At 37.2% G+C, this 21655-nt stretch carries 17 protein-coding genes and 1 pseudogene; 13 read left to right on the top strand and 5 right to left on the bottom strand.

What is annotated here, in order from left to right; genetic code table 11:
* Positions 1 to 2 precede the first annotated feature (2 nt).
* The 13 genes from BSCG_RS21490 (at position 3) to BSCG_RS21535 (ending at position 13611) form a co-directional block, all read left to right on the top strand.
* Positions 3 to 593, top strand: coding sequence for a 4'-phosphopantetheinyl transferase (locus tag BSCG_RS21490; protein ID WP_004292648.1), 591 nt, complete (start codon positions 3 to 5; stop codon positions 591 to 593).
* Positions 575 to 3004 (top strand): TonB-dependent receptor, encoded by a 2430-nt coding sequence (locus BSCG_RS21495; protein ID WP_017140788.1) that lies wholly within the window; start codon positions 575 to 577, stop codon positions 3002 to 3004. Before BSCG_RS21490 ends, BSCG_RS21495 begins: the two co-directional genes overlap by 19 nt.
* A gap of 38 nt (positions 3005 to 3042) precedes the next feature.
* Positions 3043 to 4230, top strand: a complete 1188-nt coding sequence (locus tag BSCG_RS21500) for a YncE family protein (RefSeq protein ID WP_004292650.1) — start codon at positions 3043 to 3045, stop codon at positions 4228 to 4230.
* A 52-nt stretch (positions 4231 to 4282) separates the two neighbouring features.
* Complete coding sequence (locus BSCG_RS30855) at positions 4283 to 4942, top strand: DUF6796 family protein (RefSeq protein WP_008778686.1); 660 nt, start codon at positions 4283 to 4285, stop codon at positions 4940 to 4942.
* On the top strand, positions 4921 to 5442 hold the full coding sequence (locus BSCG_RS30400) for a saccharopine dehydrogenase NADP-binding domain-containing protein (protein WP_008775153.1): 522 nt from the start codon (positions 4921 to 4923) through the stop codon (positions 5440 to 5442). Before BSCG_RS30855 ends, BSCG_RS30400 begins: the two co-directional genes overlap by 22 nt.
* Positions 5381 to 6004 carry a hypothetical protein gene (locus BSCG_RS30395; RefSeq protein WP_241762141.1) on the top strand — a complete coding sequence of 208 codons (624 nt, stop codon included), beginning with the start codon at positions 5381 to 5383 and terminating at the stop codon, positions 6002 to 6004. Before BSCG_RS30400 ends, BSCG_RS30395 begins: the two co-directional genes overlap by 62 nt.
* Before the next feature lie 4 nt (positions 6005 to 6008).
* On the top strand, positions 6009 to 7118 hold the full coding sequence (locus BSCG_RS21510; RefSeq protein WP_004292658.1) for a saccharopine dehydrogenase NADP-binding domain-containing protein: 1110 nt from the start codon (positions 6009 to 6011) through the stop codon (positions 7116 to 7118).
* Positions 7102 to 7908: a hypothetical protein gene (locus BSCG_RS21515; RefSeq protein WP_008775151.1), complete on the top strand. Its 807-nt coding sequence runs from the start codon at positions 7102 to 7104 to the stop codon at positions 7906 to 7908. The genes BSCG_RS21510 and BSCG_RS21515 overlap by 17 nt, the downstream gene beginning before the upstream one ends.
* Positions 7898 to 8692 carry a methyltransferase domain-containing protein gene (locus BSCG_RS21520; protein ID WP_005942640.1) on the top strand — a complete coding sequence of 265 codons (795 nt, stop codon included), beginning with the start codon at positions 7898 to 7900 and terminating at the stop codon, positions 8690 to 8692. Before BSCG_RS21515 ends, BSCG_RS21520 begins: the two co-directional genes overlap by 11 nt.
* Positions 8693 to 8942: 250 nt before the next feature.
* Positions 8943 to 9365, top strand: coding sequence for a methyltransferase (locus BSCG_RS30390; RefSeq protein ID WP_241762140.1), 423 nt, complete (start codon positions 8943 to 8945; stop codon positions 9363 to 9365).
* Positions 9362 to 10057 (top strand): methyltransferase family protein, encoded by a 696-nt coding sequence (locus tag BSCG_RS21525; protein WP_004292666.1) that lies wholly within the window; start codon positions 9362 to 9364, stop codon positions 10055 to 10057. Before BSCG_RS30390 ends, BSCG_RS21525 begins: the two co-directional genes overlap by 4 nt.
* Positions 10058 to 10064: 7 nt before the next feature.
* Positions 10065 to 11867 carry an ABC transporter ATP-binding protein gene (locus BSCG_RS21530; protein WP_008775147.1) on the top strand — a complete coding sequence of 601 codons (1803 nt, stop codon included), beginning with the start codon at positions 10065 to 10067 and terminating at the stop codon, positions 11865 to 11867.
* 1 nt (position 11868) lies between these two features.
* On the top strand, positions 11869 to 13611 hold the full coding sequence (locus BSCG_RS21535; RefSeq protein WP_004312237.1) for an ABC transporter ATP-binding protein: 1743 nt from the start codon (positions 11869 to 11871) through the stop codon (positions 13609 to 13611).
* A gap of 564 nt (positions 13612 to 14175) precedes the next feature.
* On the opposite strand, the pseudogene BSCG_RS21540 reads toward BSCG_RS21535, so the two are convergent.
* From BSCG_RS21540 to BSCG_RS21560, 5 genes and pseudogenes are all read right to left on the bottom strand, one after another.
* Positions 14176 to 14859, bottom strand: a pseudogene (locus BSCG_RS21540) (hypothetical protein); the annotation flags it as partial.
* Positions 14860 to 14877: 18 nt separating this feature from the next.
* Positions 14878 to 15633: a DUF5045 domain-containing protein gene (locus BSCG_RS21545; protein ID WP_008771400.1), complete on the bottom strand. Its 756-nt coding sequence runs from the start codon at positions 15631 to 15633 to the stop codon at positions 14878 to 14880.
* A 20-nt stretch (positions 15634 to 15653) separates the two neighbouring features.
* Positions 15654 to 16385, bottom strand: coding sequence for a hypothetical protein (locus BSCG_RS21550; RefSeq protein ID WP_008775144.1), 732 nt, complete (start codon positions 16383 to 16385; stop codon positions 15654 to 15656).
* Positions 16382 to 18907, bottom strand: coding sequence for a hypothetical protein (locus BSCG_RS21555; RefSeq protein ID WP_008775143.1), 2526 nt, complete (start codon positions 18905 to 18907; stop codon positions 16382 to 16384). The genes BSCG_RS21550 and BSCG_RS21555 overlap by 4 nt, the downstream gene beginning before the upstream one ends.
* On the bottom strand, positions 18904 to 21621 hold the full coding sequence (locus tag BSCG_RS21560; RefSeq protein WP_008775142.1) for a helicase HerA domain-containing protein: 2718 nt from the start codon (positions 21619 to 21621) through the stop codon (positions 18904 to 18906). The genes BSCG_RS21555 and BSCG_RS21560 overlap by 4 nt, the downstream gene beginning before the upstream one ends.
* Between the last annotated feature and the right edge of the window lie 34 nt (positions 21622 to 21655).

Below are 21655 nucleotides of genomic sequence, written 5' to 3'. Positions count from 1 at the left end.
ATATGCTTGTATTACCCTTTTCCGATATAGCAGTAGAAATTGTGGAAGATAGTCCTTTTGCTACTTCAGATAATCTCTTTAATGAGGAAAAAATATTCATTAAAAGAGAATGGTCTGAAATACGTCTTAAAACTTATATTTTGGGACGTTGTGCCGCACATCGTGCCTTACAGACTTTACAAAAGGAAATAGTTCCCATTTTAAAAGGAAGAGATGGTGAACCAATATGGCCATTTGACATAGTTGGTTCTATATCTCATAAAGATGCAATAGCAGTTGCTGCTGTTGGAAAGAAAAAGAGGTATAAGGGTATTGGAGTAGATATTGAAGATCAAACGACGATATTATCAAAAAAGGAATATTCTCTTTTTTGTACACCCCAAGAGATAGCGTGTATAGATAAGAAAGAATTTTCTCCTATTGACATTTTTTCACGTAAAGAAGCTATTCTAAAGGCATATTATACAGCATATAGTAAATTATGCAATTGGATTGATATTGACACGATAAATGTATCTAAAGCTTCCAATGTAACTATAATATGCATGTTAAAAAAAAATTTTATTATAAACCTATGTTGTGTAGAAAAGTAAAAACAATTTTAGTCATTATGGGAATATGTTGTTTCCCTATGATATCTTGGGCACAAGTTTTTCTTTCTGGTCGAATCGTAGATAAAAAGACAAATGAACCTGTTGTAGGAGCTTCTGTATATATACGAAAAAATCAGGTTGGAGATAATGCAAATGATAATGGGTTATACAGAATAAAATTACCTCAAAACGGAACGTATCTTGTAGAGGTTTCTTTTATCGGATACAAAACAATAAAACAGTCTGTTACTGTAAATAGAAATACAACTAAAAATTTCTTTTTGGAAGAAAGTACAGAAGTGTTGAATGAGGTCGTGGTAAAAGCATCCTCACAGCAGGCAGAAATAAATCATATACGTAAAAGTCCTATGGCTGTAACGGTTGTTGATGGAGCAAAATTAAGAGGTCGTTCAACTGGAATTGAAGAAGTACTTACTCGTACTTCTGGAATCAAAGTTAGAAAATCCGGAGGTTTGGGTAGCTCTTCTAAAATGTCCATACATGGTCTGGAAGGAAAAAGAGTAGCTATTTATATAGATGGTTTTCCTTTAAATAGCCCCGATGGTTCATTTGATATAAACGACATACCTATTGATGCCATTAAATATATTGAGATATATAAAGGAATAGTTCCTGCTGAATATGGCAGTGATGGTCTGGGAGGAGCGATTAATGTTGTTACAAGAGAGGACGAGTGTGACTTGGTAGGCTTTACTCAGGAGTTTGCTTCATTTGGTACTTCCAAAACGTTAGTCAGTGTAAAAAAAATGTTTGAAAAACCAGGGATTCAAATTGGAGGAGGTTTTTTTCATAATAAATCGGATAATAATTATAAAATGACTTATCCTGTTTTTGAAACAAATTTACCTTCAAGTGCCTACCAAGAAGTAATAAGAAATAATGATTATTATAGGTCCACAATGTATAATGTAGGTTTAACATTTACAAAATTCTGGTTTGATAAGATTGAATTAGAATGTGCTTTTTATAACAATAAAAAGGGAATTCAGGCCTTAGATTTTGATTCACGTTTTTCTCATACACATGGGACAAACATTATGCCTACTTTAACTTTAGAGAAGAAGAATTTCTTATTTAAAAACCTTGAATTCAAGTCAGGTCTAGTAACTCCAATCATTCATACGCATTTGGTTGATACCGCTAGAACAAAACGGCAATGGGATGGAACCATAACAAATACAATGGGAGAAACTGATGATAATTTATTAAACTATTCAGATGACAAACAATTTGAAATCAGACATAAATTGAATTTAAAATACAAGTTAAAGCAACATACCTTTAATCTTAACAATCAATTCACATATTCAAGGTATAGACCTAAGGATGATTATACAGCAGAATATGTTGGTTTTGACCCTAGTGGTTTTCCCAGTAATATGAAGGGAAATACTTTGGGGTTAGCACATGAGTATTCTTCACGTAATAACAAACTTCAAAACTCTTTAATGTTCAGTCTATACTATTTAAATTCTGGAATATATAGAACAAGTGATAAAATTGTAGATGAATCTGAAAGTGTTAAGAAAGAACCGAAAAAAACAAAAATAAACAATTTTTACTATGGAATAAGTGAAGGAATCAGTTATGAATTTTTCAAAGGGGTGAGAGGTAAATTTTCCTTATCACATAACGTGAGGCTTCCTGATACGGAAGAATTGTTTGGAGACGGAGTGACAGTAAAGCCTTCAGTTGATTTAAATCCCGAAATAAGTAATAATATAAATTTAGGGTTAATCATGGATAAAAGTAATTTTATGGGGTTAAGTCGTTTTCAGTTAGAGACAAATTTATATTATATGTATATAACAGATATGATAAGTTTATTTCCTGCTGATATACGAATGATTTATACGAATTTGGGTAAGACTCAGATCATGGGGGGAGATTTTGATTTAAAAATAGATGTGACTCCACAGCTTTATAGTTATTTTAACTTAACCTATCAAGATATTCGGGATAAGCTAAAATGGACTACTAATGACCAAAGTGTGAAAAACCCGACTTATGATAAACAGGTACCCAATATTCCTCGTTTTTATTTTAACTATGGTTTAGAGTATCATACAGAGGGATTACTTGGGAAACATGAAATATCTAGAATCTATATAGACGCATCTTACGTTCATGATTTTGATTGGAGTTGGCAAATGAGTAACTTACCAGAACAGCGAAAGAAATGGTTAATTCCTCGTAGTCATCTTTTTACGGCAGGATTCCAGCAATCTATTTGGAAAAATAAAGTATCATTAGGGTTTGAAGTTGAAAATATATTCAACAAGGAGAGCTATATGGAATTTAAAAAGCCTTTACAAGGTCGTACTTTTAAAATTAAATTACGATTTAATTGGTTTGGTGATGAATCTTCAGGGGGAGCGATGAGTTTGTAATATTATAAATAATTATTTTAACTAAAAAAATAAAAAAAATGAAAAATCAATGGTTTTTATTGTCGCTATTAGCGACCTTTTTAAGTTTTATTTCATGTAGTAAAGATGATCCGTTTCCAACAGATGAAGAAGACGATATGAGTTTTGTTCATAGTGTCACGGTGGGTGATAATGCTTATGTTAGTCTATTTAAAGATTTAAATGTAGAACAGACAAGTACACAAAATTCTTTGGTCTTTGCAAAAGAATCTTTTCTTTTTACTTATGGGGGTAACATTTATGTCTTAGAATCGATGAATGCCCGTTTATATAAGTACAGAGTCGAGAATGGTTTGCTAATTCAAGAAAAAGAAACGATGATTCTCCCTTCCGGTTCTCTTCCTGCATTCCTTACATTTGATTCAGAAGAAAAAGCTTATATATCATGCGTAGGATTGGGAAAATTGTATATAATAAATCCTACGACAATGCAAAAAACAGGTGAAATAGATTTATCTGAATATGCAATTGGGAAAGAAAGTGGTGATAAAAATCCTGAACCTGGTGCTTCGGTTATTAGAGATGGTATTTTATATGTAGGATTAGCTCAAGATAAGTCCCAGTTTAACCCTAATACTGGAGCTTATGTACTTTTGATTGATACAAAGACAGACAAGCCTATTAAAATGATATCTGATAATAGAGCTACAATGGCAACCGCTTATGAGTATTCAGGTGATCCTTTCATTGATGAAAAAGGCGATCTTTATATTTATTGTGTAGGAGGCTTCGGATATTTTGCAAACTGTACAGAAGGTTTCTTGCGTATAAAGAAAGGAGAAACAGACTTTGATCAGTCATACTATTTCCCAATAGAAACAATTAGTATACCGGACATAAAGGGTAATAAAGCAAATTATATTTATAGCAAAACATATACAGGAAATGGTAAGCTATATGGATATTTCAATGTTCCGGGATATGTTAGTAATCCACCTGATTATGTAAATGACAAATCAATGCAAACATTTGAAATAGATGTTTATAATAAAACTGTCAAAAAAATGAACTTTGACGGAACTACGGGTTGGTCATGTAGTCAATGTAAAGCAGGAGACTATATGGTGTTCGGGATGGCTTCTACTCAAGGAACAGGTTATTATCTTTACAACTATAAAGAAGATAAGTATGAACCTTTAAAGATAAAAACAGAAGGTAATCCCTTCAAAATTCAATATTTAAAATAAATAAAGACTGCCGGAAGCTAAAAGATTCCGGCAGCTTTTTAATTTTTATGGAATGAACAATCGTAATTATGACTGTATAATCATTATAAGTGTAATCTCAGGTTTATTTATCACAACCTGCGACTATCTAGTACAGATGAAAACTGTTGAAACAGATTATTTTGTTTCAAGACTACTTTCTTTAGAAGAAACTATTTTAAATTTATCATCTTTTGGATGTATTTTTACTTTTCCTTTTTGGATATTAGGGACATACTTCATATACACAACAATGTGTAAAGTTAATAAAAAGCTTGCGCTTATTAATACATTCTGTATATCTTATTCTTTATTGATGTTGGGGTTTTATCATTACAGCTATGCCATAATATATAGTATTGGTACATCAAAAATGATAATGCAAACAAATATAGATTGGCAATTATTAACAGGATCTAATATACCTTTTTTCCCCTTTATGTTTATTCTACTTCCAGTGACCTGGCTGATTGTTGGATTTAGTAACTTTTCATCCAAAGCTATAGTTCCTCGATGGTCTATAGTTGTGAACCCTGTTATACTAACAATTATTTTATCTATTGTCACTTGGATAATTCCCAAGACCGAATGCTTACTACCAGGCATTTTTAGTTTGGGGATCACTCTGTATTATATAATTTGTTGGATAAGCTTAAAAAAAGATAGAAATTTATGTCTAAAAAGAAAGTTTTAGTAATTGGTGGCACAGGGATTGCGGGACAATTTATTACAGATTACTTGCTACATTATCATGATATTTGTGAATTATTTATAGCATCAAGAGGTATTCATAAGATATCAGAGAAGAAAGTAAAGTTCATAAAAATGGACATACATGATACCCAAAATATAGAATCTGTTATTAAACAATTTGATATTATAATTTTGGCACTTGGTCCTTTTTCATGTGTAGGAACAGATATTTATACAATTTGTTTAAGAAATCACGTAATATGTGTTGATATTAATGATGACTATGGACATAGTGGACGTGTACTAGAAATAAAAAATGAGAACATAACAAATTTTCGGGGAACAATTTTTACAGGAATGGGATTATGTCCAGGGTTGACAACTTTCATGCTAGAATATGCTGCAGAACAATTAAAAAAAACTAGTTTTAGAAGCCGAATTGAGAATCTATTTTGGAGCAGGTGTTGTTTCTGGAACAGCTTCAATAATCAATATGTTTGAGGGTTTTAAAGATGACCTGATGCTCCTTTCAGAAAGGGAAATCCGAAGAATAAAACCAACTAAATATCATTCAGATAGAACTTTTACTTTTGATCGTTTTCATTCCAATATGCCATTAATATTCTTTTCTAGTCCTGAAATAAGGACTATACAACGAGCTAGTCGATTTGAAGAACTACAAAATTTTGATTGTGCTTTTCATCTGCAAAATCTTCCTATGGGCATAGTTCCCTTACTAAGAAAGAGCTCTTTTATTAGAAAATTGATTTGTAAAATGGTCAATAAACAACAGGGGCAATTGGAGAAAAATGAGAAAAACGAGAAATCTGTGATAGTATGTACTTATGTAAGAAATCAAAATTCTATTGTAAAATGTTTATTGCACTCAGATTCCTCATTTAGATTAACAGGAGTATTTTGTGCGGTAATTGTGCTCTCGATAATAAAAGGATGTATACCAATTATGCCTGGCATCTTTACTTTTGAAGACATAAATATCAATCTGCACATGTTAAACGAAATATTAAAAAACAACAACATAAATATATCTATAGAGGAATAGTATTATGGTTTATAATAAATATATAGGAATAATAGGTGGAACTGGAACAATTGGTTCTATTATAGTTAAATATTTATTACAACTACAAACTCACTTCCATGTTTTAATTGGTGGTAGGAGATCCATAAAAGAAATATCTATGTCTACATTTTATAATAGTGAGCGACTTAAGTATAACCAAATGAACTATAACAATGATGTAGAATTGGATAATTTTTGTTCTCAATGTTTGTTGGTTATTAATGCTGTTGGACCTTCATTTAAAATAAATGACAAGATTGCCTTACATGCATTAAGAAATAATTGCCACTACATCGATATAGGAGGATATGGCATTTTGCGTGATTTATTAAAACCATATGAAAAAAGCATTGAAGCTCAGAAACTTTGCTTTATTATAGGTGTTGGTTGGATGCCTGGTATTTCAGGCGTATTTTCTAAAACTATTATAGAGACTCATTTAAACAGCCCAGAAAATACTAATTTTAATATCTATTATGGTGCTGTTGATAATTGGTCATATAGTTCAACTTATGATCTGGCAGCATCATCTATGGGAAAAACACGTTCCTATGTTTATTCTCATGGAAAGGAAATACAGGTGTCTCCTTTTCGATATACACATCACAAATTTTTTCCTTTCATTGGACATAAAAAAATATGTATGCCATCATTTGACGAACAATTAACTCAGTTGGCTACTTCTTTAAAACAAATAAGAAAGATATCAACATTCATTATGCTAAATGACTATATCTCAATGGGGAAGTTTATGTTTATAAAGATCTTTTATAAACATAATTTAAATAAAGCAACACTTATGTTGCAAGATGATTATCAACGTCTCGTTAAGAAAGAGAATAAGTGGGGAAGTGTAATTTGTCAAGTTTCTAAAATAGAGCCAGAAAGAAAGATAGATACCTTTTACTATTTATATACAAAAAATAATTTATTATATACTGCATTACCTGCTGTTATTACTACTCAATACATTTTAGAAGGTAAAACAAAAATAGGATTAAATTGTCTTTGTGACTCTTTGAATTGCCAATCTTTTATGTCGGATTTAGACTTTTACGGAATAAAATATTCATATTATGAACATAAAAATTAAAAAGAAAATTCTTGTGTGTATGTTGTGGTTATGTGCCATAGCATGTTTCACTGGTTTTCCCTGGATATTTTTCTCATGGGATGTAATTCACTCTTACATGGGAATCCATGATATACCATCAGACTTGACAATTGTCTTGTTTCGAGAAGAATGTTTGTTCTTCGGTTTTTTCTGTATTTATTTTCTCTTTCTTAGAAATATCGAAAAATATAAAGGACTTATTAGCTTCTGTTCTTTCTTAGTCGCATTTATGGGTGGTTTTATGTACTTGCTAAAACTTCAAACAGGGATTGTACATATATCATCAGATTATGAACCTTTTATTTGGCTTATAATTGGAAGTTTCATATTTTATTTAAATCATAGTATTAATGGTATAGCACCAAAGAAACAAAAACTTCCCGTTTTAAGTTGTTTATTCCAAGTGCAGGCAGGAGTATTGCTATTGAACATTGTAAATATTTTAGTCCCCGAACAGACTTGGAAAATAATGTTCAATATTTCTTATTCTACAGTTTCACCTTATGATAAATATACATTTGGAATGATAAGTGGTTTTACTGCTTTCTCTTCTATTATTATATATTATATCAGTAATAGGATTCTTTTTTTTATGAATTTATCTAAAGCGATTCTCATTTTCTCTTTTCTTTATTTCTTAGGTTTCTTTGTGTGGGGAAACTTTAGTGAGTTGTATAAACCTCTATTTATTTTATATGTAGTATTAGTTGAGATTTTAAATATTGTAGGAATTAATTATATATTTAAAAGGAGGATATATGAGAAATAAAGAAGGGCTAGTCGATGATTTGATAACATCAATTCCAGGAGAATGGAAATTTGATGAACAAGTATCACAACATTTCGACACTCATGTAAGAAAAAGTGTCCCATTGTACGAGGAAGTACAAAAGGCTGTTATCGAAATAAGTGAATGGTTTATTAGAGACAATAGTGTTGTATATGATTTAGGTTCCTCTACAGGAGAAACCATTTCTCTTTTATTACAAAAGCATTCAAGAAAAAAGAATGTGAGATTCATCGGAGTCGAAGAAAGTTTACCAATGATAGAGATTGCAAGAAAAAAATGTAGTAGCGAATTAGTTCAATTTCTACAACAACATATAGAGGAAATAAATGAATTTGCTAATATAGATTTAGTTTTATCATTGTATACGTTACAGTTTTTACCTTTATGGAAAAGAAAAAAAGTCTTACAACGGATATATAATGGATTAGTAGAAGGTGGAGCTTTTATATTTGTAGAGAAAATAAGGGCGGAAAATTCACTGTTTGAGGATATATGGAATGACTTGTATTGGGATTTTAAGCAAGAAAATGGTTTGAATGAACAACAAGTTATAAAAAAGGCTCAAAGTTTGAGAGGCGTTTTGATTCCATTGAGTCTTACAGAGAATTTGAGTCTACTATCTGATGTCGGTTTTCAATGTATGGATACTTTCATTAAATGGCACAATTTTGCAGGAATTATAGCTGTAAAAATGCCTTCGAAAAATGATATAGAAGAAAATACTTATTTAAATACAGATAAAAATAATAAAATACAGCAATGAATACAAAGTTGATAATTCACATAGTAATTAGTTTGATCTCATTAAGTGGATTAATTGTTTATTATTACGCATTTCTACTAGGTTACAAAAAACATAATTCTCAATTAAAAAAACAATCAAAGCTTCCGGAAAAGTTATATTTTATGAGCACTTATCCAGCACTCATATGGTATGTATTACCCTTTATAGAGCAACCAAGGATGCATGGAATATATGACTGGTTAAATGGCGAATTTGTTTTTTTAATGTTTTGTATATTCCAGTTTCTTTTCTGTTGTTTGTATATTTCTTTGGCATTTGGGGTAAAAAGTCTGTTTCTCAAAATATTGAAGCTACTAAAAGTGCATTTTATGCCCCAAGTAAATTGTTAACAGAAGGAATATATGCAAGAGTTCAACATCCAATGATCATAGGGGATATATTAGGACATTTTTCTTTGGTGTTATTAACAGGTGGAATCTACACTTGCATTTTATTCCCTATATATGTATTTATAGATCTCTTTATGATAAAAATACAGGTTAAGTATTCTTTAGAACCATATTATAAATCAGAACTTATAGTTTATAGAAAGAAAACCCCTGTTCTCCTTGATCAAAAACTATTATTTATAGTTTTATTTATGGCATTGTTGGTTATTTGTAATTTTTTAAATTATACAAAAATAATATGATTTATTTTAGCTGGGCCACCCAAATTATTTTGGCCATAATTTCATTTCTTTGGTTGATTCCTTATTATATAGCATTTAAGGTTGGGAATCGTAAATATATGTCTAAAACACTAGATTTATCTTGCAATAATAGATATACATTAATGTATTATTCGGGCTTTTTTATATCTATTCTTTGGTATATTATGCCCTTCTTAAATCAACCTCGCTTCAAACTAAACATTTTTTCTTTGTTTGACATAAAAGTAATACTGTTGGAAAATGTTCTTTACAATATTATCCTTATTGCATTAATTGGATATTTTATGTCTGTTTGGGGTACTAAAGTGGTAAATTGTAATCTGCAAGCAACCAAAGATAGGTTTTTGCATCCTTCAAAGTTAATAACGGAAGGTCCCTATAAAAAAGTGAGAAATCCGATGATAATGGGAGATCTATTTTGTCATTTAAGTTTTATTCTTCTGCTTGGAGCCATACATACATTATGTTTATATATAATTTATATATGTATTAATCTTGTAATTGTATATATAGAAAATAAATATTCATTATGTATACATTTCAAGAAAGAATATGAAGAATATGCTAAAAAAACTCCAGCTTATATGAATCAGGAATTATGGCTGTTTGCTATTTTTTACTTGGTAATTATTGTGACAAATATTTGTCTAACTACGACAATATATATTTAAATAAATAATGAAGAAAAAAGAAGGATTATCTAGGTTACTGGAAATTGCGGGAGAAAAAAAAAGTTTATTGCTTTTCTCCGGGTTATTTTCCGCTATAAGTGCATTATGTATACTTATACCATTTTGGTCTATATATGAAATATTAAAGGAATTGCTTGTTCATGCTTCTGATTTATCTACGATAGATTCTGAGCTAATGATCAGTTGGGGGTGGCTTGCTTTTATTGCTTTGATTGTGGGTGTACTATTTTTGTATGCGGGATTAATGTTATCTCACATAGCCGCCTTTCGTATTTTATATGGGTTAAAAATAAAACTTTCAGAGCATATAGGTCAGTTGTCTTTGGGATATTTAAATTCGACATCTATCGGTTGTATAAAGAAAATCATGGAACAAAATGTCGAAAAAATAGAGCATTTTATAGCTCACACTATTCCCGATTTGGTGAATGTGTTTGCAACCATAACTTTTATGTTTATTATCTTTTTTTCTTTAAATGGTTGGATGGCATTCACCGCTCTATTATGCATACTTTTAAGTATAGGAATGCAATTTTCTAATTTTGTAGGGAAAAGAGCTACTGCACTTACGAAAATCTATTTTGATGTCCAAGAACGCATGAGTGCTTCAGCTGTTCAATATGTGAGAGGTATGCCAATTATAAAGATATTTGGACAAAGTATACGTTCTTTTCGGCAGTTCAATGCCGAAATCGAAGCGTATAAAACATTTGCTTTAAAATGCTGTAATAACTATCAAAATGGTATAATTGCATTTATTATTCTGTTGAATTCAATAGTCACGTTTATTCTTCCTGTAGGAATATTAATAATGACCTCTGATCCTAAAAACATCTCATTAGCTGCAATTTATCTTTTTTTCATCGTGATGGGGCCCGGAGTAGCTTCCCCTGTATATAAACTCGCATTTTTAGCTTCAGGAACTGTAGAAATTAATGAAGGAGTAAAACGTATAGACAAAATATTTGAGGAAAAAAAACTATGTGAACCAGTTGTTCCTCAAATACCTCAGACGTATGATATTGAATTCAGAAATGTAAGTTTTGCTTACGAAGATAGAGAAAATATGACAAAGACAGAAGCGCTGAAGGATATCTCTTTTATCGCTCGACAAGGTGAAGTAACAGCTCTGGTTGGACCTTCTGGGTCAGGGAAGTCAACAATAGCCAATCTCATTCCTCGCTTTTGGGATGTTTCCTCTGGAGAGATTTTAATAGGGGGAATAAACATAAAAAATATTTCCTCACCCCAATTATTGGAGATCGTGTCTTTTGTATTCCAAGATACGTTTCTTTTCAATGATACCATATATGCCAATATTACAGCAGGAAATACTCAAGCTAGTTTATCGGATGTTATACAAGCTGCTCAAGCTGCCCAATGTGATGATTTTATTCGAAGTCTTCCTAAAGGATATGATACGATTGTCGGAGAGAGAGGCGTTTTTCTTTCTGGAGGAGAGGCACAACGAATTTGTATAGCTAGGGCTATTTTACGAAATTCTCCTATTTTAGTATTAGATGAAGCAACAGCTTTTGCTGACCCAGAAAATGAATATAAAATACAACAGGCCTTACAAAAGTTAATAAAAGGTAAAACTGTTATTATCATAGCTCATAGATTGTCTTCTATCACCTCTGCTCATCAAATTCTTGTTTTTAAGGAAGGATGTTTAGTTCAAAAAGGAAGACATGACGAACTTCATGTTACTACAGGCATATATAAAAATATGTGGAATGCTTATATAAATGCACATAACTGGAAGTTAAATCTAAAAAAAATGAAATAATATGATTACAAAGGCTATAAAACATATTACTATAGGACAAACCAAACGTTTATACAAGCCTGTGGGGTATACAATGCTTGCAAACTTTATAAATATAGTTCCCTTTTGTCTTTCAATAGAAGTTATAAATACCCTTTTTAAAGCTTTTGATGGAACTGGAACTCCTCTAAACATATCTAAATTATGGGGGCTGATTGTGATAATGTTTGTATACATAATTTTTATGATTTTTGGAGAAAAGAAATCCTATAATGCAAATTTCCGGGAAGCATACAATATTAGTGCAGAAGGTCGTATTGCTTTAGCCGAACATTTACGCAAGTTGTCATTAGGTTTTCTTTATAAAAAAGATTCTGGAGAATTATCTTCCATGTTAATAACTGATTTTGCTATGACAGAACAAGGGATGTCGCACCATCTTCCTCAATTGCTTGGTGCACTGGTCATGCCTATTTTTGCTTTTTTAGGTTTATTGTTCGTAGATTGGCAGATGTCTATTGCTATGTTTTTATCCCTTCCTATTTCTTTTTTAATACTTATTTTCACTTCTAGTATTCAAAAGAAACTAGGGCAAACTCAAATTCTGGCTAAAATACGTGCCAGTAGCAGAATGGAAGAATATTTACAAGGTATACGTGTTATCAAAGCATATAATATGACTGGAATAAAGTTCATCCGTTTACAGGAAGCATTTAATGATCTCAAACGTGCGAATATCAAAACAGAAGCTCTGATTGGACCTATTGTCATGTTGTCTGTAACCCTTCTTCGTATGGGACTTACTTTGATGATATTATGTGGTACATACCTTTTAATTGGAGGAAAACTTTCTGTTGCTATTTTTGTGATGTTCCTTATCGTTGGCTCCAGAGTTTTTGACCCACTAACATTAGCACTAATCAATCTTGCAGAATTCCGTTATTATTCTATTGCAGGTGAACGTATTTTGAATTTACTAAATGAACCAGAAATGTCAGGAACACAAGATGCTCCGGAACAAGGAGATATTATATTTAGAAATGTATCTTTTGGGTATAATGATAAATATATCCTACATGATATAAGTGTTACAATGAAACAAGGTTCTTTAACTGCTATAGTTGGGCCTTCTGGAAGTGGAAAAAGTACATTGATGAAACTTTGCGCTCGGTTTTATGATCCTGATAAAGGTGTAATATTATTAGGTAACAAAAATATACGAGAGATTGATCCTGAGAAACTTATGCAACGCATTTCAATGGTATTTCAGGACGTATATTTATTTCAGGATACCATAAAGAATAATATTCGATTTGGTAAAGAGAATGCTACAGATAATGAGATAATAGAGGCGGCTAAAAAAGCTCAATGTCATGATTTTATAATACATTTACCTCAAGGATATGATACAATGATAGGTGAAGGTGGATGTACCTTATCTGGAGGAGAAAAACAGAGAATCTCAATTGCACGTGCTATATTAAAAGATGCTCCTGTAATTTTATTAGATGAAGCAACAGCTTCTTTAGATCCAGAAAATGAAGTGGAAATACAGTATGCAATCAATTCTTTAATACAAGGTAGAACTGTTATAGTTATAGCGCATAAACTAAAAACAATAAGTGATGCTGATAAAATTATTGTTTTAGATGGTGGAAATATTATAGAACAAGGGACACATGAACAATTATTAAAAGATGAGGGATTATATGCTCATTTATGGGATATTCAAGAAAAATCCTGTAATTGGAAAGTAAATGTATAGAGATGGCATAAGGAAAATCAAAGCCGACTCCGGAGCTTTTTGGGGGGAGGCGGTTTGGCGGCGTTTCCGCCGTTAAACCGTCCTGTTTTCGTTTAACGAAAAGACAACTTGCTGTTTGCAGGAGCAGACCACGTTTATCCAATAATTATTGTGTATCAGCCCATTGTATGGCTATTCTCCTGTGATTTTCGGGGCATTTCCATCAAATATTTGCCGACAGCTCTCCCCATTAAAGGGTGGATATCTCTCCATAATTATGTGACTTACGCTCATAATTCAGGAATAAGGAGACGAATATACGGGAAATCTGTCCTTTATATACCCTATTGTCCATTAATGGATTGTTACTTTCACACATCTACAAATGGAGAGTGGCAGTGAGTCGTATATGCTTCATGGTTTTTCTGCATTATCTCCATTAATGCGTACATTTGTTTATATTCAAATGAGAGCATTTGCTACAACGTACAAATAAATTATATCATTGTTGCTTTTTTGTTATCCATTCTAATAAAGTAAGAATTAATTCGCTTATTTATAATGTGATAATGTGTTTAGTAGGTTAGTCGCCCACCAGCCTATGCGAAATACAATTAAGGCTATGAGCATCACGATTTTATCTATTCCTACAACAATCCCGGAAGTAAGTGAAGTGAACCAAAGTTTGGCTGCATCCTTTTCCATATTGGTCACTTCGTCCACCCCGGTCTGTTCCATAGTGGCTTCTATCAGATTAGGGTCGGAAGTTCCGCTGTGTGCCACATCCGCCTGTGCTTGCAGGCTGGTGTACATCGTATCTCTTGCATAGATGAGTTGCTGCACCTCCTGAAATTTATCCTCTATCTGTGTGGCTTCTGCCTGGTACAGGTCATGAGTGTAAGAGCCGATACAGTTTGGGATATAGGATAGGAAATCCAACACACACCAGTTGCTTCCGCTGTTTACCATACCCGTGTCAGCCGGAGGATACCACCAGCATAGGATAATTGAAATTGCCAATGGCTTGAACAACTTCATGATATCCAGCGGTTCATTCTTGACCATCATCTTGTACGCCATACCTGCTGCCATGACGATTGCAAACAAGGCCGCGAGTGCCATACACATCTGGAGAATCCACCAAAACGGGCCTTGTGAACCTGTGAAGGTGGCATCCGTCAGGAACTCGTTGGTCTGAAAAATCACATCATCAATCTCTTCTTCAAGCAGATTGATGCCGAAATCTGAAAGTATATCTCCGCTTGCCATCTATTTTTCCATTTAATTTTATCTGTTCACACTCTCATTACCGTCTCCGTCTTCGCTTCCGTCATCATTCTGCGACCCTCGCACTGCTGACCGGGATTCGTTCCAGCGACTCATGGCATTGCTGATAATGCTTCTTTTGTCTATCTGGCGGTTCTCCGTTGCCGAAAGGAGATTCTTCGTGGCATTGCGGTTGCTCAACTGGACGAGATATTTCACCAGTACATCGTTTTGCCGGGAGACATCGGCATAGATTTGCAGATACTCTTTCTTACGCTGCGCATTGGGCATATAGGCATCCCTTGTTGCCTTGATTGCGCATTGATAGACACGGTAATAGTCGTTCCACCGTTCTTTTTCTTTTGGCGAGCCGCCTGTCATCATTATGCGGTCAATGTTCTTCTGAAACTGCCGCATCTGGGATTCTATCTTGTCCTTTTCCGCAAGCCAGGCCAGATCCACTTGTCGGTCTGCCACATTCAAGGCTTCAATCTTGGCTCTGCTTGTGAGTGCGGAATCTATGGCTTCCGCTTCATCTACCTGCTGATAGGAAGCCACGCCTGCCGCCGTGCGGAATGTGAGTTTGTTCTTGACCGCTGCCGTTTTCTTGTATTTGTTGTGCAGCAACGTGTAATAAAGTTCCGGTTTGAGCGCACCGGCTCCGGTTTCTTCCACCGTGATTTGGTTCATCTTGGGCGAATCGTGGTTGTAGGTGACATATTGGGCGTTTGCCGCAATGGTTGCCACGAACAGCATCGTTGTAAAAATCCATTTCATAATTTCTCTATTTTTAGTTATCAATAATCCTGTTTACCTGATTGTCTCCACCGTCCGAAAGCATCGTCAATAAGTTCCCGTTTGGTTTTGGTACGATAGACTTTCTCTTTCCAATAGCCGATACGAACCTGTATGTACCGCCAGGTCTCGAAATAGGCACGGTTCAAATGCTTCTCGATATTGTCAAGAGAACAGTTGATGCTGTTCAGCACCATCAGCAAGTCCGAAGTGGAACAGGCCGCCGCACCTGTGGCGTACAGAACCAAATCGCTCACGGATTTATATAGGTATTCTCCTTCCTGGGCTATCATCCGTATGGCTCCGGCATTGATGGATAATATCAGCGTGTCCGCCAACTCTATGTGCTTTCGCTTGATGACCTTCTCACTGAAATCTTCAAGCATCGCCTTGTAGTCGGATATTCTTTCGCTGACCCCTTTGTAGGTGGAATGTACATTCAATGCCGTGCGCAGGGACTGGTACATCACGTCAATTACATCGAAAGCTCTGGTGTACTTGTCCAGATCCACGTTCAGTTCCTTATAACCCACCATTTCCTTGCGGCTGTACTCATGCAACAGTTTATTGCTGTGTTCCAAGGTGGAGCGAGCCAGCAAGAGGCTTCGCTGTTGCTTGTGGTCATTGATATAGGCTTCAACCGTCCCCACATCAAAACTCCATTGCGCATTTGCGGACAGGGGTGCCAGCAGCATTATCAACAGTCCGAGTATATATATCCTGCCTCTTTTCATCGCTTGCCCTCCTTAGTCTTTCTGTTTCGTGCGTTTTCCATCCAACGGTCGTGACATTCCTCCACAAGGGAAAGTCTGCGCCCCTGATCATCGTCAACGGGTGGCAGAACATCTTTCAGCACGTCAATGATACTGCGCCTGTAGTGCATCATCTTTTCCAATGATACCAAGTCGGCGTAAATCTTCGTGAGCCGGGAATCCACTTCACGGGCTATCTCCAGCCGGTCGCTTGACCAAAGCAGGTGATACATATCGTTTGTTTTCGTGTCCTCCTGCGGTGCAGTACGGGCGTATTCAGTCGTTATCTTGCACTTCGGATATTCTTTCGCGATTTCCGCTATGCGGTCATTGACCAGTTTCGTCTTTTCCTTGTCGCTCATATCGGGGTCAAGTGTAATCACTTCCACCACATGGGTATCGGAATACTCCGTTGTCAAGTCCCACGATATTTGCAGGATAGCCCTGTGTATCTTGATGCCAAGGAAGTATTTGGGCTTTCGGGCGATTTTCAGTGTCGCCTTGAATGTGATGATGCCGTTGATATTCGGGATTGTGCCTTTTCGGACATGGGTGTAGCCGTTCCAGGAACCGTTGTCCTGCCAAGTGATATTGTAAGCCGTCTTGCAGTCTTGCATGATAGCCGGTATCCGGTAATAGTCATCGGTCTGCACATCGTTATCGCTTTTGGCTTCTTCCTTTGCTTGTGCGATTTCCTCTTGCTTCTGCTGCCAGGTGGCAAGTTCAGGTTTCAACCTGTCTATTTCCGTTTTGTTCTCATTGTATTTCTGACGGAGAGGAACGGCATCCTCTACACTGGCATTGGCAATCTGTTTGATAAGCGATTCGTTTTCCTTTTCCAATGCGGATATTTGTGACTGGAGCGCGTAAACCTTGTTGTCCGCTTCCCGCTGCATGGCATCGAGTTCAGACAAATCCAGTTCCTCGCTTTCGGCTGTAGTCTTCATCGCGCACTCCTTGGAATGGGCGTTCAGCGTTTTTCCGCATTTCCGGCACTTGTACTGGGTTGTTCCCTGCCCAAGTGTCGCACCGTCCGAACAGGTGACACTGATTGTTACCGTCTCGCATCCTTTCAGTTTCTCTTCATTGGTTGCTTGGTAATAGTTCCGGCTGTCGGAAGCGATATAATAGACATAGCCGTCTTCGTTATCGTTAAACTCCGACAGATGTGCATTAAGTTGTGCCTTGAATGTGTTCAAATCCATGGAATAGGAATCGAACACGTCTTCATAGACTATTTCCTCGTTGTTCCAGCTTTTCGTGACATGGATTTCGTAGGCGTATGCCTTCTTGGTCTGCTTCTTTCCTTTTTTAATGATATAGCTGGACTGGTAATAATTGATGGTGTAACTGAAGCCGTCATTGGCGTTGTTAAGCTGTTGCACTCTGTTCCTTGACCATCCGGCGTAGCGTTCCGAATTGGAAAGGGCCTGTTCCTTTTGCGATGCGTTGGGATAGAAGTTCGGATAGCTTGTCTTGAAGCGGGTCCATTCACCACCTTCAAGGATGCTCTTGTCATCTGTCGGGGGATAATAGTCGCAGAGGGAGACACTGCCACGGTCACGCCTCGCGATGTACCATCGCTGGGTGTAGTAATTCCCGGCTGTTTCGTCCAAATAATCGGTAATCCACGAAGTGAGGTTGTAGTCGCTGAACTTGAACAATCCTGCCACATTTTCTTCACTACCCACGATACCCAGTATGGTCTGTCCGGCATTGTTCTCCAGTTGCTCGAAAAGTCCGTTGTAATGCTCGTAGATGTCAATGACCTTGCTGACCTTCCCGTTCATCAGCTCGTGAAACGAGTTCTGTTGCAACAAGGCGTTCCCGATATTGGTGATTCCCGAAGTGGCAAGACCGGCTCCCATCCGGTAAAGTTTGTCCAAATCGGCTTTCAGGTTTTCCTTGGTGAAGTTGCCCGGTATTTTGGATATGTCATCAAAGAGCCGTTGCCAGTCCACGTTGCCAATCTCGGAAAGTTTTAAGATGGAGGCGATTTCCTCATTGATTTCCAGAAAGGCGATATCGGAGAAAGACAGTGTGCTGTTGGTGACAACGCTCTCGAACTGCATACAGAGGGATTTGGTGTCATCGCACACTTTCATCAGATAACTGCACCAATGGAGTGCGGTTTGTGGAGAACGGAGCATCAGCTTGGCGACAATCCATGTCTTCGGGATAATCTTGTGCGCCACCAAGTGATAAATCCTGCGGTAGTAGTAATTTTCGGTGGCACTGCTCCAGATGCCCAAATCAGTGAGTGCCTTCCTCTCCAGGAACTTGCTGGCAAATATTCCGGCAGTGGCCACTTCCGAAGCCTTGTAGTGTTTCAGTATATTCTGCACCTGCTCGTCATAATACGCTTCTGCAACGGTTCCAGTACCGTAGGCGGCAACCATAGCGGCAACGGTTTTCGCATCGAAGTTCACGCTGTAATACTGGGCATGAACTTGTTGGGCGAAAATCGTGGCTATTGTCATTATTATGAGAGCGAATCGTTTCATTGTTGTTTTGTCTTTGGTTGATGAAGATTCAATACCTTCCCGGCAGCATTCACTTTTTGGGCAAACGGCAGGGACTTGCTTATTCCGGAAGCATCCCAGTCAGCGCAATAACGCTCGATGGCTTCCTTGTGGCTGCATTGCAGTTCAGCCTTGTAGAGTTTCAAGGCTTCTTTCTCGGCCCGTTCCGTGGTATAGGTCATGTAACACTCATGCGGTTCCTCCACACCATACACACCGCTGGTAGTGCCACGGCGGATAAAGACCTCACGAAAGAACGAACGCCCCTCTTTATTCTCCAGCCGGTTGATGGTAAAGATTTTCTTGCAGTCCACGTCTGTCAGACCGAGAATAGCCTTGATGGTATCAAAGCGTTCACGGAACTTGCTTTGGTCAAGCAGCATTACCACATCGGAGTTGTTGATGATAGCCTCCTTTACAATCTCAGACCCGATGATGTCCTGAATCTCTTGTGTGACCACGCCCACTGAAGCCCAGAACTTTCGGGCGGTCTTATACATGAATTTGATGTATTCTGCCATAAGAGGGCTGGCTATGGCTTTCCATGCCTCCTCAATGACCAGGACTTTGCGGTTCTTCTTGATACGCATCTTTTGCAGGAACACGTCCATGATGATGAGTGTCACCAAGGGGAACAGGAGCGGGTCATCTTTTATGGAATCGATTTCAAAGACAATGAAGGTCTCATCAAACAGCGAACTGTCCATGTTTTCGTTCAGCGTCTTGTCGTGGTTGCCACCTCGATAGAAATCTTTCATCATATACCGGTAGGTGGAAATGTCTATCCCGGTTATACTGTTTTCATTGCAGATGTCGGGAATGCGTTGTACGGAGAACTCATAGAATGTGTTGAATGACAGTGATTCCACTTTCAGTTCCTTTCTCCTGCGTTCTATCTCGTCTATGACAGTTTCTATCCGTGCGTTCAGTTCCGTTTCACTTTCAGCGCGATTGCCGCTTTTGTTTCGTTCGTCAATCAAAAGGCTTTTGCGCAAATCCTCCCGTTGGGGTGGGGTGAAACCATCGAAACCGTTGAAGTAGGTATCGTAATATTCGGTGATGACCTGCTCGATCAGCCTGTCTTCCGTTTTGGTGACCGTCCCTTGGCTGCCTTTCCAAATCAGCAGCACGAGATTTTTCAGGAAGCCTGTCTTTTCCACGTTCAATTCCTGCCTGTTGATGCGGAAAGGGTTCATCGTAATCGGGCATTCCTCCGTGTAAGATATATATTTTCCACCCAAATACTCGCACAATCCCTCGTATGAGTTACCGGTATCTACCATTACCACGTCCGTCCCTTGCTCGTGAAGCTGGCGCACAACGCTGTTCATGTGGAAGGATTTGCCGCTGCCACTTGGACCCAGACAGAAAAAATTACTGTTGTCGGTCAATTTCTCCGCGCCCTCTTTTCCTGTGATGTCGATAGCCACAGGCACGCCTTGCCTGTCCGTGTAATATATCTTCAAAGGAGTTTTCTCGCTATGCAGGATGCGTTCCTTGTACATCAGACAGGCTGCCGCATCACCCAAGGTAAGGAAACGGTCATAGTCGGGATTCATACCGTAACAGTTGCCCGGAAAGGAGTTGACGAACAGCTCCAACTGGTTGTAGGCTCTTTTGGAAATATGGATGCCCATCCTTGAAAACTGGTTTTCCAGATGGTTGGTGCATTTGTGGAGGTCGGTGTCCGCGGACATGGCTACTACAAGATTGTAGTGCGTATAGACCAGTTGCTTGCTTTCCCTTGCCACCACCTCCTGCACACGCTTGATGTCTTCTACCGCCATTTGATTACCGGGATTGGGCATACTCGCATGGCGGTTCTTCTTTTTGTCAAGCAAGGCCAGTTCTCTCTTTTGGTTGGGAATGAATATCATCTGGTTATACACCACCGCTTCGGTATTGGGAATGCCGGACACAACCGACACCAGATCCATCGGCATACTGCTGTTGTTGACTTCCACGTTGGTGTAGGGATGGATGACAGACGGCAGGCTCACGTTATCCACATCCACAAGGCTATACACCTTGCACCGTTTGTCTCCCATGGAGATACATTCATCATTCACCTTGAAGTTAGTCATCGAGACTACCTTGTCACGGAAGTTCATGGCGAAATAGCGGTCAACATATTCATTGACTTCCTGCCTGTTCAGGAATCTCACCTGTACGCCGGCATCACGCAGTTGGTCGTGAACCTTGCGTATCTTTACAAGGAAGTCTCGCCACTTCTTGCCGTCAAAAGAAAACAGACGGCTTTTCTTGACTTCCTGTGTGATAGTCAGGTAACATTCGCTGTCGGTATAAGGTCTGCCGTTGAAGTAACGGAAATAGGATGTGGAGAGAAATTCACGGTTCTCGTCACTCTCTTCCGTGAACTTTTTCCGGATAAAAATATCCTGCTTGTGTATGGCATAGCCTTCTCCCAAAGTTTGGGCAATGGCGGTGAAAAGTTGCGTGAACTCATAGTAAGAGTCGATATTGGCGCAATATTTCTGTACCGGGTTCTCCAGTTTCAGCACGGCAGAATATTCTCCAGTCTTGGTATATATCACACCCATCCCGTCCGCTTCTTCCACGGAGAAATAGATGTCCTGAAAGATGCGTTTCCGCTTGCCGCCAGTTCCAAAGGCATAGACCGACACGGCCATGCCCACGCAAAGGGCAATGAAGACTATGAAAACATATATAATCATTCGGCTGTTTACAATTAAGGGCAGGCTGACCTAT

The organism is Bacteroides sp. 2_2_4, from assembly GCF_000157055.1.
Taxonomy (GTDB): domain Bacteria; phylum Bacteroidota; class Bacteroidia; order Bacteroidales; family Bacteroidaceae; genus Bacteroides; species Bacteroides ovatus.
The sequence above is the reverse complement of the archived record's forward strand: the minus strand, read 5'-3'. Positions and strand labels throughout refer to the sequence as shown.

Coding starts and splice junctions, on each gene's coding strand:
- BSCG_RS21550 (WP_008775144.1), bottom strand. CDS start 16,385: ATGAAAAGAGGCAGGATATATATACTCGGACTGTTGATAATGCTGCTG.
- BSCG_RS21500 (WP_004292650.1), top strand. CDS start 3,043: ATGAAAAATCAATGGTTTTTATTGTCGCTATTAGCGACCTTTTTAAGT.
- BSCG_RS30400 (WP_008775153.1), top strand. CDS start 4,921: ATGTCTAAAAAGAAAGTTTTAGTAATTGGTGGCACAGGGATTGCGGGA.
- BSCG_RS21525 (WP_004292666.1), top strand. CDS start 9,362: ATGATTTATTTTAGCTGGGCCACCCAAATTATTTTGGCCATAATTTCA.
- BSCG_RS21535 (WP_004312237.1), top strand. CDS start 11,869: ATGATTACAAAGGCTATAAAACATATTACTATAGGACAAACCAAACGT.
- BSCG_RS21530 (WP_008775147.1), top strand. CDS start 10,065: ATGAAGAAAAAAGAAGGATTATCTAGGTTACTGGAAATTGCGGGAGAA.
- BSCG_RS21495 (WP_017140788.1), top strand. CDS start 575: ATGTTGTGTAGAAAAGTAAAAACAATTTTAGTCATTATGGGAATATGT.
- BSCG_RS21545 (WP_008771400.1), bottom strand. CDS start 15,633: ATGAAATGGATTTTTACAACGATGCTGTTCGTGGCAACCATTGCGGCA.
- BSCG_RS30855 (WP_008778686.1), top strand. CDS start 4,283: ATGAACAATCGTAATTATGACTGTATAATCATTATAAGTGTAATCTCA.
- BSCG_RS21520 (WP_005942640.1), top strand. CDS start 7,898: ATGAGAAATAAAGAAGGGCTAGTCGATGATTTGATAACATCAATTCCA.
- BSCG_RS21555 (WP_008775143.1), bottom strand. CDS start 18,907: ATGAAACGATTCGCTCTCATAATAATGACAATAGCCACGATTTTCGCC.
- BSCG_RS21560 (WP_008775142.1), bottom strand. CDS start 21,621: ATGATTATATATGTTTTCATAGTCTTCATTGCCCTTTGCGTGGGCATG.
- BSCG_RS21490 (WP_004292648.1), top strand. CDS start 3: ATGCTTGTATTACCCTTTTCCGATATAGCAGTAGAAATTGTGGAAGAT.
- BSCG_RS21510 (WP_004292658.1), top strand. CDS start 6,009: ATGGTTTATAATAAATATATAGGAATAATAGGTGGAACTGGAACAATT.
- BSCG_RS21515 (WP_008775151.1), top strand. CDS start 7,102: ATGAACATAAAAATTAAAAAGAAAATTCTTGTGTGTATGTTGTGGTTA.